Genomic DNA, 14,391 nt, shown 5'->3' on the forward strand with positions numbered 1-14,391 from the left:
AAATCTTTGATTAATCTAACCTTTCCATCCCACAATTTCACACCAAGCAGCAGCAAAAAAACCATCTGGATGCTGACTGCATTCTCGTAAAGCACGACTCATTGCTGTAAGCGATTGCTCATCAGTCCAACCTTTCTCTATAGCTCCATCCACCTTTGCAGAAGCCTCAATTCGCAGCGCCAAATATTCTGTAGCTTCACTCAGCGGCTCATAACATTGATAAGAAGCCGAAGCTTTGATATTAGTAAACCCACTTTGGCGCAGCAGGGCGCGTAACTCTCTACCTACATCAGGATTCCCTAAATTCTGCTGCTGGAGCCACTTGTAATAAGAAAATGCTTTTTCCAGTTCTGGTGTAGATAGCGCAAACAAAAACCCGCCCCAGTCAGGACTACGAAGCCCAACAATTCCCCCCGGTTTCAAAACTCGCCACATTTCCCCTAACGCCTGCACCGGTTCTTGAAGATGCTCAAATAGTGCATGGGAAAAGATTGCATCAAACGAGTTATCTGGGAAGGGTAAAGCATAAATATTCGCCTCCAGAAAATTAGCGTTACTGACACCTTGGCTAAAAGCACTTTCAGCAGCTATTTGGGTTTGAGAAACTTCGCGATCAATACCCGTAAGCATACCAGGGAAAATTGCTTTTGCTAAACCCAGAGCGATCGTCCCAGGCCCGCAACCACAATCTAACAATTTCATCCCTGGACGTAAATAAGGCTTGAAAAACGCGCCATGAGTATCTAAGCTGCGTTTTGCCATGAAATTCGTCGCATTACTCGAATAGCCTGGAGTATACTTTTCCTGCATTGCTCTGATTCCCTGCAATATTTGTATGAGTATCATAAGCAGGTACTTTTCAGATGTCCAATATATATTTAGATAAAATTGAAACTTATAAAATATCAAAAAAATGGAATTGCGACATCTGCGCTACTTTATTGCTGTCGCTGAAGAACTGCACTTCAGTAGAGCCGCCGAGCGATTGCACATTGCTCAACCGCCCTTAAGCCAGCAAATTCAGCAACTAGAGGCGCAATTGGGAGTAGAACTGTTTCACCGTAAAACCAAGCGACAGGTGCAGCTAACAGAAGCTGGACAAGTGTTTTTGCAAGAAGCTTATCAACTTTTGGCTCAACTGGAAAAAGCAATTGAACTAACTCAAAAAACGGGAAGAGGTGAGAAGGGACAACTACGAATCGGGTTTACCAGTTTAGTAACTTACGATTTGCTTCCTGTAATTTTGCGACGATTTCGAGAACAGTTTCCAGAAGTAGAGTTGATTTTGCAGGAATTAACCACAACTCAGCAAGAGCAGGCGCTACAGGATAGCCGCATCCATGTAGGTTTTGCCCATCCACCTTTAGAAGACAACACACTCAACCAAGAGTGCATTCAGCAAGAAGCTTTAATTGTGGCTATGTTGGAAACTCATTCCTTAGCTGAACAAGAAAAAATTTCAGTGCGATCGCTAGTAAACGAAAACTTTATCATGTTTCCTCGCCATTTGGGCCCCGGACTTTACGACCAAATCATAAGTCTTTGCCAGCAAGGAAATTTCAGCCCAAAAGTGACTCAAGAAGCGATTCAGATGCAGACGATTATTGGGTTGGTTTCAGCGGGGATGGGGATTGCGATCGCACCGTCTTCATTGCAAAATCTTCAGAGGGTTGGTGTGGTGTATCGCGCTGTAGAGGAGAAAACACCATTAGTAGAAACGGCTATAGTGTGGCAGGAGGAGAATATGACACCTGTGCTAAGGGAATTTCTGCAAGTTGTCAGGAGTATCTGTGGTTAATTGATTAGTTGTCTCCACGCTATGTAAAAATAATTTGTTCATCAGCTTGCCTAAACTCAATATTAAACTTATCAAATACAACTTCTCTTCCTAGAAGTAATTGCTCTCCACCTGTATTAGTTTGTAACCATGCCACAGTAGCAATAAAACTGTGTTCATCAATTGTCATTTCAACATTACGTAAAACATACTCAACTCTTCCGCCAATGGTTTCTGCTAATAATGTTGATTCTGCATCAGCCAAAGCATAGCCTAAATCTTGACCGACTTTAAAGGAAATTAAACTAATTGGGAGCATCCCACTTATGCAAAAATACCAAAGGAAAGTGTAGTATAAGGACTACGGAAGACGAGTTTGGGCCAATGTTCCCTCCATACTACAATTACGTTGTGCCGATCTCAATGGTCAACTCGCTATTTGATATTTTTTCAAAAATGGGATGCTCCTAAGATGTACTCTTGTTAATCACACCACCCGCACTCAAATCTGACAGAGTGGGAAATGATGCAGACTTAGCATAAGGCCCATTTCGCAAAACTTTAGCTAGGGTATTGTTATTCTCGCGTAAACCTTCGTAAAAAAAGAATACTTCTCCTTGAATGCCAAGTTGGCGATTGTATTCAATTGCCTGCACCAGATATTCTGGACTAATGCAGTAAGAACCAAGTCTCATCAGTATTCCCGGTGCTAATTTCGGTAAAGTCACATCAGTGAACTGCTGGTTTACCAGTTTATCAGCGATCGCCTGATAACTCCCAAAGTCACGGCGATAAATCTGTGGCTGAATCATATCAACTATTCCCCGCTTTAGCCATGTGGGTGAGTCTTGCAGATATTCTTGGAATGCCCAATCATGGATATTGGGTGCGATCGCAACTAATAAATTAGAATTCACCGCTTTCACCTCCCGGTAGAGACGCGCTAAAAACTCAGTGAGAATATCTGCACGCCACTGTAACCATTGCTTATCCTTAGGGTTCTGTGGCGGATTGCGATCAAATTCCTGGCGATAGCGGGTGATAGTTCCCTCATCATAGCCACCTTCACAGGGTAATGCTGGGAAGCGATCGTCTCCTTGAACGCCATCCACATCGTAATTATTCGCAACTTCCAGCACCAAGTTTAAGAAGAATTCTTGCACCTGTAAGTCGAGGGCATTTAACCACTCAAAGCCGTTTTTCTTCAATAAGTTACCATTACAGTCACGCGCAGCCCATTCTGGTTTTTTTTGTAAAAGTACACCACCATTCAAATTGTAGGAACTGGCAAAACCGTATTCAAACCAAGGAATGACTTTCAACCCAACTCGCCGCGCCTCAACTACCACCTCTTTTAAAGGGTCGCGGCCTACAGACATAGGGTCAATTTCGACTCCAAAAGTCTGCTGCATTGTTTGACTGGGATACAAAGTTACTGCCTTGTTCCAAACAACGGGAAACACCACATTAAATCCCGTCTCGGCAAGCAAATCCATCGCCTCAGCAATGCGTTGCTTTGACCTGAGAACCTTACTATCAGTAGTAGTCAGCCAGATACCACGGGTTTCTATTATTGGCATTTCTATAAATTTAAATTTTCAGCACTGCACCATCTAAACATTGACTAGCCGACGATACCGCGCCTGTATTATTGTGTAAATCCCATAGGCAACCAAACCTAACGCCACAATACCCAAAAGCCATGCTCCATAAGGCTGTTGCGCTAGCGTCTGTAATACTTCATCCAAACCTTGTGCAGTAGCGGCGTTTGATTGCCTTGCAGCTTCGATTAAAAACCAGCCGATAATACAAAATACTATACCCCGTGCCGCTAAACCAAATCTGGAAATCCTGATTACCCATTGGGCTTCTTTGTTGCTTAACTCAGTTAAATTGAGTTCTTTACGAAATTTGGCACTAAAAGCTTGATAAAACTGATAAAAACCTAGAGCAATTATCAATACCCCCACAGTTCCAACTAGCCATTGACCAAAGGGTTGAGAAAGTAAACGTGCTGTCCAATCTTCAGTAGAATCACTACTATTTTTACCGCTGCCTGTACCCATAACGATTTGCACAGCACTTAAGGCTAAACTTGCATAAATCAAGCCATTAACCGCGTAACCAATTCGCACTGCCAAACCTTTAGCATCGTTACCTTTATTTTCTGGGTCTTTAATTGCCTGTACAAAACGCCAGATTACGTATCCTATCAAGCCGATTGCAACTAAAGCCAGCAAAAATTTACCAAATGGCTGGTTGACGATTGTTTGGAGAGCGCCTTGGGTATCAGTTGTTTTACCACCCGTGCCAAAAGCCGCCTGTGCTGCCAGTAGTCCAACTATACCGTAAACTACTCCCTTGGAAACATAGCCAAATCGTCCCAGTCGCTCAACCCACAATGAAGCATGGTTTGTCAACTGTTGTGTCATGGTAGTTGGGAGAATTATTATATCTATCTTTTACCAAAATTTACCCATGATTCACATCTACCCCAAGGCAAATTGTCTAATATTTTTGCAAAAAATCACTATCGCAATACTGTCTTTCAATAGATGTTAGACTGCTCAAAATAATATTACATATATGAAGTACAGTATGAATATTTAGTATTTTTTAATGCTGAATTTAGATTAATTATGTCTATACTAGAAAGTTCTTGGAAACACGAATATATAACTACCAATGGGGTAAAACTACACTACGTTACCCAAGGTGAAGGGCCATTAATGTTGATGTTGCATGGGTTTCCTGAGTTTTGGTACTCTTGGCGGCATCAAATACCAGAATTTGCCCAAAATTTTAAAGTTGTCGCTCTTGACTTGCGTGGTTACAACGATAGTGATAAACCAAATGAGCAATCAGCTTATGTGATGAAGGAGTTTATCAAAGATGTTGAGGGAGTAATTAAAGGATTAGGATACCAAAAGTGTGTATTAGTTGGACATGATTGGGGTGGTGCGATCGCTTGGAATTTTGCATACACTCACCCTGAAATGTTAGAGAAATTAATTATCCTTAACTTGCCTCATCCTGCCAAATTTGCCCAAGGCTTACGCACACCCCAACAGTTGTTACGTAGCAACTACATATTCCTTTTTCAACTACCGTGGTTACCGGAATTACTCTTACAATCTTCCGACTACCAAGCAATTGAAACAGCTTTTAAAGGTACAGCAGTTAATAAGAGTGCTTTCACCCAAGCAGATATTGACGCTTATAAAAACGCCGCTGCAAAACGCGGTGCCCTCACAGCAATGTTGAACTACTACCGCAATATTTTTCAACAGAGAATGCTAAATCCAACTTGGGGCGTTCTGGAAGTGCCAACACTGATGATTTGGGGAGAAAATGACACCGCGCTTGGCAAGGAACTAACCTACGACACCGCAGCCTATGTCAGGGACTTTCAAATCAAGTACATTCCCAATTGTGGCCATTGGGTACAGCAAGAACAGCCTGAATTGGTTAATCAGTATATGCGAGAATTTATTTCTGAAGACTTAAGCTAAACTATAGAATTTTTCAAGTATAAATACTTATTAAATCAGCCTTATGGCCAGTAGCATAAGCGTTTAAAAAGATTTAATGGTGATTTAATACTGGCATTTTTTGACGAATTATCGTCAAAAAATGCCCGAAAAATCAGAATTAATGGCATTTGTAACATTACTTATATTCCTGTTGCATATCACAACTAACTTGTCAGCAGATAGATTGACCTCACGAAAATTAGTGAGATAATAGAATTGTGAGGGACAGAACGGACGCAACTTGATTATTTAAGGGGGAAAATTATGAAACTCCAGCTATTAGCGGCCATGGCCTTAGCAACTCCCCTATTTTTCACTAGCTCGGTTAAAGCCGAGAATCCGCAGGACTTACAAAAGCTGCTTTCAACTGGGGAATGTATCCAGTGCAATCTATCGGGAGCTAACCTCAGTGGCGCTCATTTAATTGGTGCTGACTTGAGAGGCTCGAAGCTCCAAGGAGCCAACCTTGTAGGGGCTAACCTCGAAGGTGCTGACTTAACTGGTGCAAACTTGGCAGGTGCTAACCTAACATCCGCTTATGTAACCAATGTGAATTTGAAGCAAACCAATCTCAACGGCGTAAATTTTACTCGCGCTACGATTCACGATTCTAATGTGTACAAAGCATCAATGAACGATCTCAATCTTACTGATGCCGAAATATTTAACACTGGAATCGGGGTTGGTGGAGAAGATGCCGAAATTCCCGATTGGGACTAGGCTGAACTAAGTTGGCAGGTTAAAATAAACACAACATAGGTTTTTGCGGGTTTTAAATCAGAGGAACTGGTTTTTTGCCAGCATCATATCTAAAATCTGCCTCTACAAAAATATTAAGATCAATGAAACCCCTCTGTCTTGTAATTACTTTACTATGACGAAGACCGAGGGGGTTTCTTATTGGGATTTGGGATTAAGCCGATATCCAGGTAGAAAAATACAATATTTTTGGAAAAGCTCTGTTCAAGCTAGCTTTCAGGCTTTTCATTAGAAAAATTGGCTTTGTGAAAGACCCGAAACGCGGAGATATTCAGGATTACCCCTAGCGTAACTTTCAGTACCGCTGCTGGAACAATACCGACAAGCATTCCTCCGATGATGGCTCCAATCACCGAACCAACTCCCATAGGTGCTATGGTATTGCCCAAGGCTGTACGATCTACAAATGCACCTCGACTAGCATATTTCATAACCCCTACGAGTACAGTTGGTAAGCTAACTAGAAGACTGGCTGTACCTGCTGTTTTAATATCTGCACCAAAAGCGAAAACAAGTGTTGGGATGATCGCTTCACCCCCTGCAACCCCAAGTAAACTGCTTACCAGTCCAATTGCTAGACCAAATAAAATACCTGCTGGAATACGCCAACTTAAACCAGGCGGTAAAAAGGCTGGTATTTGTTGAGGTAGAAAACCCTCGACTATCAGGGCAATGCCAATCACTACTAATAGCACTAAGATGATACGCTCAAGCTGTTCGTTTGAGAGCCTTCCCGCGATCGCCGCCCCGAAAAAAGCAGTAATAACTGCTCCAGCAATCAACGAGAAGATCGCAGGAAGTAATGGAATCATTTGGCCCAAAGAAAGCGTACTGCCCCGGATTGCCAGGGAAGCAGCAATCGTAATCAAGCTAACAGCCAGGTTCAAAGGTACAGCCTGTCGTATTGAATAGCCTAATGTACCAGCAAGAACTGGCAGTCGAAACTCTGCACCTCCTAAGCCAATCAACCCTCCTAATACCCCAATTGGCACGGCGTAGAGAAAAGATAATCTGAAACGCCGCACTTGCAAGCTTCTATTTGTAGGCTCCAACGCAGATGAATTATTCTTTTTCATCAATAAATGATGCTTAGGTGCTTTCTTGGTTAAAGGTATATATAAGCTAATCGTCATTCATTTTTCCAGACTGATTTGCTCGTGGTAAGGTCTTCAGCCCTGGCTTTATGCAACTTAAATGCTCATTATCTTACCAGGATTATTCGGGTTTTATGACACTTTTTTGTCTGAATTTCGACTCAATTGTAAAATTCAAAATCTTTTATAATAAATTGAAATTTTTATTTATAGTTTTACTTTTTGATATTCAGTTGGCTAGCAAAAAATGAGGGCATAGATAACTTCTCAGTTACCAATACCCTCACGTAGATAAACTAAGTTTTTGCAGTAGCGTATAAGGCTAAGTCAGCGCCTGAGCAACTGCTGCTGAAAGTGACTCGTTTGCTGCTTGCTTCAACAATTCGGCTTTATCGGTCTGTTCCCAAGGCAAGTCTAAATCAGCCCGCCCAAAATGACCGTAAGCCGCGACGTCCTGATAAAAACGTCCGCCTCGTTCACTTGGTAAGTTGCGTAAGTTGAAGGTATGAATAATCCCTGCTGGTCGTAGTTCAAAGTGCTGATTGATTAATTCCAGTAAGGTTTCTTCATCCACTTTGCCAGTGCCAAAGGTATCCACTAGAATACTTGTTGGTCGTGCTACGCCAATCGCATAAGATAGCTGGATTTCAACTTTTTCTGCCAACCCAGCGGCAACAATATTTTTCGCCACATAGCGAGCTGCATAGGCAGCAGAACGGTCTACCTTTGTGGGGTCTTTGCCAGAAAAAGCGCCGCCACCATGCCGTGAATAACCACCGTAGGTGTCAACAATTATTTTCCGTCCTGTAAGACCAGAGTCTCCTTGAGGGCCACCAACGACAAATTTGCCAGTGGGGTTGACTAAAAAACGTGTTTCCTGATTAGGCTTAACGTCAATGTCGCCAAAAACAGGTTCGACCACTGCTGACCAGAGGTCTTGTTTAATCTTGGCTTGTACAGCCGCCTCATCCGTGATTTCCCCAATACTGGCTGTATGCTGGGTGGAAATTAGAATAGTATCAATACCTACTGGGCGTCCATCTTCGTAGACCACAGTTACTTGGGTTTTACCGTCAGGACGCAGGTATGACAATTCACCTGTTTTGCGAACTGCTGCCAATCGGCGAGCAATGCGGTGGGCAAGGCTGATGGGTAAGGGCATCAGCTCTGGTGTTTCGTTGCTGGCAAAACCGAACATTATACCTTGATCGCCAGCACCAATTTTGTCGAATAGCTCATCACTATCTTGCTGGCGGGTTTCTTGAGCCGTGTTAACGCCTTGGGCGATATCGGGTGATTGTTCGTCTAAAGCTAGCAGGACACTGGTGCTGTTAGCCGAAAAGCCATTATCGGCATTGGTATAGCCAATTTCGGCAATTTTTTTGCGAGCAAGATTGACGAAATTCACATTAGCTTTGGTGGTTATTTCACCAGTGATTAGCACCAAACCAGTATTAACTACTACTTCAGCGGCGACACGACTGCTAGGGTCTTGTGTCAGTAGGGCATCCAGAATGGTATCAGAAATCTGATCGCAGATTTTATCTGGATGACCTTCGGTGACTGATTCGGAGGTAAATAAATATCGACGAGACAAAGGAAATTCCTCCTTTCTTAAGTTATTTTCGCTGAACCAAATGTGGGTATTTAGCTCAACCACCTAATTTATGAAATCATAACAATATTTATACTTCAGTAGTTAGTATCTTGTTGATATTGATAAAAACCACTAAATATAAGGTAAGTATCTGTAGGGAAGATAAATGTATGCTAATTATTTGGTGGCTAAAATGTATTTAATAACACAAAAAAAAGGGGGACACCCGAAAGCGCCCCCACAAGCTTTGACACAAACACTGCTGCTTTAAACTTGAACTGCTAACTTTGCTTCTGTAGCTGTCAACCGCTCATAAGCAGCACGCATTTTCAAACCTGTAAGCACTTGGAAGAAACCAGTACCATTATTGGAACCTGGATACTCGCGGTGCTGGAGTAACAAGTGAGTCAATTCACCCTGATATTTGGTGGATGTATTGCTGAGATGGGTTTCGATATAAATTACTTCTTCCAAGTTGTCAAATTGACCATCGACCTCTAGTACTGAGACATAGCGGCCGTAGTAAACATCTGAACCGTAGTACAGTTGCATACCAGGGTAAGAACAGGTCAGCTTGCGTCCACAAGGAGTCCAATTAATTGTTGACCCTTCATCAAATAGGTAGGTTGGATCGAAGCCTTCCTTACCTTCACGCTGGAGCATACGTACCCGCAAGACTCTGCGCTCCGTATCGTTTTTGATCAAGTTCGTGGGTAATACTTGGAGAACTACATCGGCAAATTCTCTTTGTGGTTCGATAAACTTTTCAAAGTCAGGTTTGCGGGAATTGATTTGCGCTAACACATCTTCGTAGCGATGACCGCGTTCAGCCATATCTCGCTGGATTTTCCAGGCAATTTTGACCTCATCGCTAATGTCAAAATAAACACTGAAGTCGATTAGCGATCGCACCCGCTCATCATATAAAGGATGCAGCCCTTCAACAACTATAATGTGATTCGGCTCCACCCGCTCTGGCGGATCAATCAAGCCGGTTTCGTGGTTGTAAATCGGCTTATCAATCGCTTGACCACTTTTGAGCGCTTTAATTTGCTCATACATCAGGTCAAAATTGTTCGCCCTGGGGTCTAGTGCCGTTATCCCCGTTTCTTTGCGCTGTTTGCGATCCAGGGAGTGATAATCATCTAAGCAGATGACTGTCATTAAATCTTCACCAAACAAATCTATCAAACGACGCAAAAACGTAGATTTACCGCACCCAGAGTCTCCGGCTACTCCAATCAGTACCACGCGTTCCGGCTTACTTGTCATAAATCTCCTCTAAAATACTAAAGTTGTGTCAATAATTTTTCACACAGCAGATTCTGAAGCCAGGAGTTTACCCGTTTGGTTTATCCTGCGTTCTTGCTACCTAGCACAGCTATAAGACACCAAGCGGGTAGGCAACAAAGTATTCAGGAGGCAGGAGGCAGGAGGCAGGAGGCAGGAGTAACACACGTTTAAAAGCGTGAGACTTAGGCTGTAGAAGCCTTATATCTCGCGGCACTTTTCGCTCGATACAATTCTTCTTTTTAAACTGGGCTTTTGACCCAGAACTAAAGTTTTCATTCATACTTCTTTCCTTCTGCCTCCTGCCCTCTACCTCCTGCCTTCTCTTATAAGTTGCTACTCGTCGGACTAGCCTGAATGTTGGTGCCGGTAAGTATTTAATCCTAGTGGTATATTTGATTTTAACAGAAGGGGGTATCCCATACAAGATTGCTGTCAAGAAGAATTAGCGTGGTTCATCAATCATTTTTTTGTTGATTTAGTTGTTAATTTAAAAATGGGGATCAGCTGGGTCCATCAGCCTTGCGCCTCTATCAGTCCGCTACTTGTGACTCTATATAATCAAGACTATAAGGTATAATTTATTATTGCCGTGAATTTTATAATGTTCCTAAATTGTAATTCCTGCTCGACAATACTTAAGATATTCAAAGCAAAAATCTATCCAACGAATGAGCAAACAACTTGCATTAGTCAAATTATTGGCTGTAAATTTATGGATAAGCTGATATAGAAGTGTTGGCGTTATGGCAAACTACTGATAATGGTTGACAGATTTTTCACATCAAGTAAAACTGATTACAGTTGCTTAAATCACGGTTATCTCTGTCATTATGTTTCTAGCTGGAGTTGTCTTAGTCATGTAATTATCCTATAGATAGGTCATGAATATAGCTAACAACATGCCAGGAGAGTAGTAGATTTGGAGAAGTAAAACCAATCAGAAGAAAACCTTCCGGGATTGGCATTCTCCCATTTAAACCCTTGGAGTATGCAAGCACAACAGCAACTTTTGGAGGGAAACTGAGCGGTAGCTTCCACCAATCAAAGCAGTCCTCCGAAAATATCTGCTATTGTGGGTTGCTCGTTGGTAGTAAGGTAAAAAGCTATCTCCCTAATGGGGGTGGTAGTTAACGAAAAAAAGATTAAATTGACTCATTATTAACATTCTCCACAAGACTTATCCTTTACCTTAGAAGGTGAACAGGTGTGTTTTTTGCTATGCCTGCATGTCTTTGGTGAGTGTACTTAGCAAGGCATTAATTTAATGATGCCGTTTTTCCTTCAGAGCCAGTTTTGTGAAACGAAAATCCGGTAAACTAAAGCTGGCATGGGATGGGAATAGTTTTTTTTTGAAAAACGGTTAAGTAAATTATCGGAGTGGTAGAACGAATGTACAATCAAGGTGCTGTTGAGGGTGCTGCCAACACAGAATTAGGTAGCCGCGTCTTCCTTTATGAAGTAGTGGGTTTGCGTCAGAGTGAAGAAACTGATCAAACTAACTACCCAATTCGGAAAAGTGGCAGTGTGTTCATCAGAGTGCCTTATAACCGCATGAATCAAGAAATGCGACGTATCACTCGTCTAGGCGGCACAATTGTTAGCATCCAACCCGTAACTGCTCTAGAGACAGTTAATGGTAAAGCCTCACTTGAGAATGCTACAAGCGTTGTCAGCGAGTTAGCGATATCTGGGGAAACTGCTAACAGTAAAGGGAATGGTAAAGCCACACCTGTAAATGCTGATAGTGAAGCTAAAGGCTTCGCTAAATCATCAGCTGAAGAACAGCTCAAGAACAAGGACAAGAAAGGCAACACCATGACTCAAGCGAAAGCCAAAAAAGACCACGGTGACGTTCCTGTTAATACTTACCGTCCCAATGCTCCGTTTATTGGCAAGGTAATATCTAATGAACCACTAGTCAAAGAAGGTGGTATTGGTATTGTTCAACACCTTAAATTTGACTTATCTGGCAGTAATTTGAAGTATATAGAAGGTCAAAGTATTGGGATTATTCCGCCAGGATTGGACAAGAACGGCAAGCCGGAAAAACTCAGACTATATTCCATCGCCTCAACTCGTCATGGCGATGATGTGGATGATAAAACAGTATCACTCTGTGTCCGCCAGTTGGAGTACAAGCACCCAGAAACTGGCGAAACAGTCTACGGTGTTTGCTCTACGCACCTGTGTTTCCTCAAGCCAGGGGAAGAGGTAAAAATTACAGGGCCTGTGGGTAAGGAAATGTTGTTACCCAATGACCCTGATGCTAATGTCATCATGATGGCTACTGGAACAGGTATTGCGCCGATGCGGGCTTACTTGTGGCGTCAGTTTAAAGATGCGGAAAGAGCGGCTAACCCAGAATACCAATTTAAAGGATTCTCTTGGCTAATATTTGGCGTACCTACAACTCCAAACCTTTTATATAAGGAAGAACTGGAAGAAATTCAACAAAAATATCCTGATAACTTCCGCCTCACTGCTGCTATCAGCCGCGAACAGAAAAATCCCCAAGGCGGTAGAATGTATATCCAAGACCGCGTAGCGGAACATGCTGATGAATTGTGGCAGTTGATTAAAAATGAAAAAACCCACACCTACATCTGCGGTTTGCGCGGTATGGAAGAAGGTATTGATGCAGCCTTAACTGCTGCTGCTGCTAAGGAAGGCGTAACCTGGAGTGATTACCAGAAGCAACTCAAGAAAGCCGGTCGCTGGCACGTAGAAACTTACTAAGTTAGTCATTGGTCATTAGTCATTGGTCATTAGTTTTAGACAAGGGGCGAAGGACGTAGACGCCCGGAGGGCGGCTTCCCGAAGGGTAAGACAAATGACAAAGGAAGAAGGATAATCAGTAGGTAGGGCAAACGCTCTACCTACAATTGTTATTGGTGAAATTGGGTGCAAAAATTGTGGGTGTGAAACTAGGAATACTCGGATTAGGCACCGTGGGAACGGGGACAGTGCAGCTGTTGCAAGATAGGATTGGGCGTCATCCTTTGTTGCAAGAAATAGAAATCTATCGGGTGGGAGTGCGATCGCTCGATAAACCCCGTGCAGTAGAATTGCCTGCGGAAGTATTAACGACAGATTTAGAATCAATTGTCAACGATCCGGCGGTAGATATAGTTGTCGAGGTGATGGGTGGGCTGGAGCCGGCGCGATCGCTCATCCTCAAAGCCTTAAGTAATGGTAAGCATGTAGTCACTGCTAATAAAGCAGCGATCGCCCGCTTTGGAGCAGAAATTTTTACAACTGCCAATCAAGCTGGCGTATATGTCATGTTGGAAGCCGCTGTGGGTGGTGGGATTCCAGTGATTCAACCCCTAAAGCAGTCTTTAAGTGTTAACCGCATTCACACGGTAACGGGTATCGTTAACGGTACAACTAACTACATCCTGACGCGGATGCAAACAGAAGGCAGCAACTTCAGCGATGTCTTAGCTGATGCCCAGCGTTTGGGTTATGCTGAGGCTGACCCTACAGCCGATGTCGATGGCTTAGACGCAGCCGATAAAATTGCCATCCTGGCATCATTAGGCTTTGGTGGACGCATCAACTTACAAGATGTATATACTGAGGGCATTCGGCAAGTGAGCAAGACAGATATTGCCTACGCCGAGAAATTGGGATTTGTGATTAAATTGTTAGCGATCGCTAAACGTGATACTCCCTCATCTCCCCTCTCCGTTAGAGTTCATCCTACCTTAGTGCCTCAAGCCCACCCTTTGGCTAGCATCAACGGCGTTTACAATGCCATTCTTGTCGAAGGAGAACCCATCGGGCAAGTAATGTTTTTTGGCCCCGGTGCTGGTGCTGGTGCAACCGCCAGTGCTGTCACATCAGATATTTTAAATTTAGTTGCTGTCCTCAAAACCAATACAGCAGTTGCAAATCCATTATTAGCTTGTGGTCATCAGGAATACTGCCAAATTGCGCCGATGGCAGAATTAATAACTCGGTTTTACGCCCGTTTCCTCACGAATGACCAACCTGGAGTTATCGGTAAATTGGGGACTTGCTTTGGAAATTATGGGGTTAGCTTAGAGTCAATTGTCCAAACTGGCTTTCAGGGGGAACTTGCAGAGATTGTGGTTGTTACACATGATGTGCGGGAAGGCAACTTTCGCCAAGCTTTGGAAGAAATTCGGAATTTAGAAGCGATCGAAAGCATTCCCAGCTTACTGCGTGTACTTTGAGGTTAGTCGGGAGTAAGGCTCGTCAAGTCGCTTTGCTCCAATTTCTAATTACACCGAAGGATTACAAGCTCCATCTTATACAGACCAAGCTGTGAGTAAAACTTGGTAAACTACGCAAGCTAAACTAAAAAATAAACTT

Annotated in this window: 13 protein-coding genes; 6 read left to right on the forward strand and 7 right to left on the reverse strand. The window is 42.9% G+C overall.

Features of this window, described 5'->3' with window-relative positions; genetic code table 11:
- Positions 1-15: 15 nt before the first annotated feature.
- The gene (locus RM347_RS18990) at positions 16-810 is read right to left on the reverse strand and encodes a methyltransferase domain-containing protein (RefSeq protein ID WP_322717839.1); all 795 of its coding nucleotides are present in this window, start codon (positions 808-810) and stop codon (positions 16-18) included.
- Between the two features lie 103 nt (positions 811-913).
- Between RM347_RS18990 and RM347_RS18995 the strand changes: the two genes are divergently transcribed.
- Entirely contained in the window at positions 914-1,798 is an 885-nt protein-coding gene (locus RM347_RS18995; RefSeq protein ID WP_322717840.1) for a LysR family transcriptional regulator, read from the forward strand.
- Positions 1,799-1,817: 19 nt separating this feature from the next.
- Here the strand turns inward: RM347_RS18995 and RM347_RS19000 are convergent, their stop codons facing one another.
- From RM347_RS19000 to RM347_RS19010, 3 genes are all read right to left on the reverse strand, one after another.
- Positions 1,818-2,096 (reverse strand): hypothetical protein, encoded by a 279-nt coding sequence (locus tag RM347_RS19000; protein ID WP_322717841.1) that lies wholly within the window; start codon positions 2,094-2,096, stop codon positions 1,818-1,820.
- 148 nt (positions 2,097-2,244) lie between these two features.
- Positions 2,245-3,357 carry a glycoside hydrolase family 10 protein gene (locus tag RM347_RS19005; RefSeq protein WP_322717842.1) on the reverse strand — a complete coding sequence of 371 codons (1,113 nt, stop codon included), beginning with the start codon at positions 3,355-3,357 and terminating at the stop codon, positions 2,245-2,247.
- A 33-nt stretch (positions 3,358-3,390) separates the two neighbouring features.
- Positions 3,391-4,209 (reverse strand): DUF1206 domain-containing protein, encoded by an 819-nt coding sequence (locus RM347_RS19010; RefSeq protein WP_322717843.1) that lies wholly within the window; start codon positions 4,207-4,209, stop codon positions 3,391-3,393.
- 207 nt (positions 4,210-4,416) lie between these two features.
- Here RM347_RS19010 and RM347_RS19015 point away from each other — a divergent pair, with 207 nt between their 5' ends.
- Together RM347_RS19015 and RM347_RS19020 are read left to right on the forward strand one after the other, a co-directional pair.
- Entirely contained in the window at positions 4,417-5,289 is an 873-nt protein-coding gene (locus RM347_RS19015) for an alpha/beta fold hydrolase (protein ID WP_322717844.1), read from the forward strand.
- Positions 5,290-5,574: 285 nt separating this feature from the next.
- Entirely contained in the window at positions 5,575-6,030 is a 456-nt protein-coding gene (locus RM347_RS19020; RefSeq protein ID WP_322717845.1) for a pentapeptide repeat-containing protein, read from the forward strand.
- Positions 6,031-6,278: 248 nt separating this feature from the next.
- Here RM347_RS19020 and RM347_RS19025 read toward each other — a convergent pair whose 3' ends face one another.
- The 3 genes from RM347_RS19025 to RM347_RS19035 form a co-directional block, all read right to left on the reverse strand.
- Positions 6,279-7,202, reverse strand: a complete 924-nt coding sequence (locus RM347_RS19025; protein WP_322717846.1) for a sulfite exporter TauE/SafE family protein — start codon at positions 7,200-7,202, stop codon at positions 6,279-6,281.
- A 283-nt stretch (positions 7,203-7,485) separates the two neighbouring features.
- Entirely contained in the window at positions 7,486-8,760 is a 1,275-nt protein-coding gene (metK, locus tag RM347_RS19030; RefSeq protein WP_322717847.1) for a methionine adenosyltransferase, read from the reverse strand.
- A gap of 267 nt (positions 8,761-9,027) precedes the next feature.
- Positions 9,028-10,032 carry a phosphoribulokinase gene (locus tag RM347_RS19035; RefSeq protein WP_181932234.1) on the reverse strand — a complete coding sequence of 335 codons (1,005 nt, stop codon included), beginning with the start codon at positions 10,030-10,032 and terminating at the stop codon, positions 9,028-9,030.
- Positions 10,033-10,654: 622 nt separating this feature from the next.
- Between RM347_RS19035 and RM347_RS19040 the strand changes: the two genes are divergently transcribed.
- From RM347_RS19040 to RM347_RS19050, 3 genes are all read left to right on the forward strand, one after another.
- Entirely contained in the window at positions 10,655-10,783 is a 129-nt protein-coding gene (locus tag RM347_RS19040; protein WP_416211886.1) for a helix-turn-helix domain-containing protein, read from the forward strand.
- 659 nt (positions 10,784-11,442) lie between these two features.
- Positions 11,443-12,789 (forward strand): ferredoxin--NADP reductase, encoded by a 1,347-nt coding sequence (gene petH, locus RM347_RS19045; RefSeq protein ID WP_322717864.1) that lies wholly within the window; start codon positions 11,443-11,445, stop codon positions 12,787-12,789.
- Between the two features lie 176 nt (positions 12,790-12,965).
- Entirely contained in the window at positions 12,966-14,252 is a 1,287-nt protein-coding gene (locus RM347_RS19050) for a homoserine dehydrogenase (RefSeq protein ID WP_322717848.1), read from the forward strand.
- Positions 14,253-14,391: the final 139 nt, after the last annotated feature.

The sequence above is a fragment of the Nostoc sp. ChiQUE02 genome (assembly GCF_034531305.2).
Taxonomy (GTDB): domain Bacteria; phylum Cyanobacteriota; class Cyanobacteriia; order Cyanobacteriales; family Nostocaceae; genus Nostoc.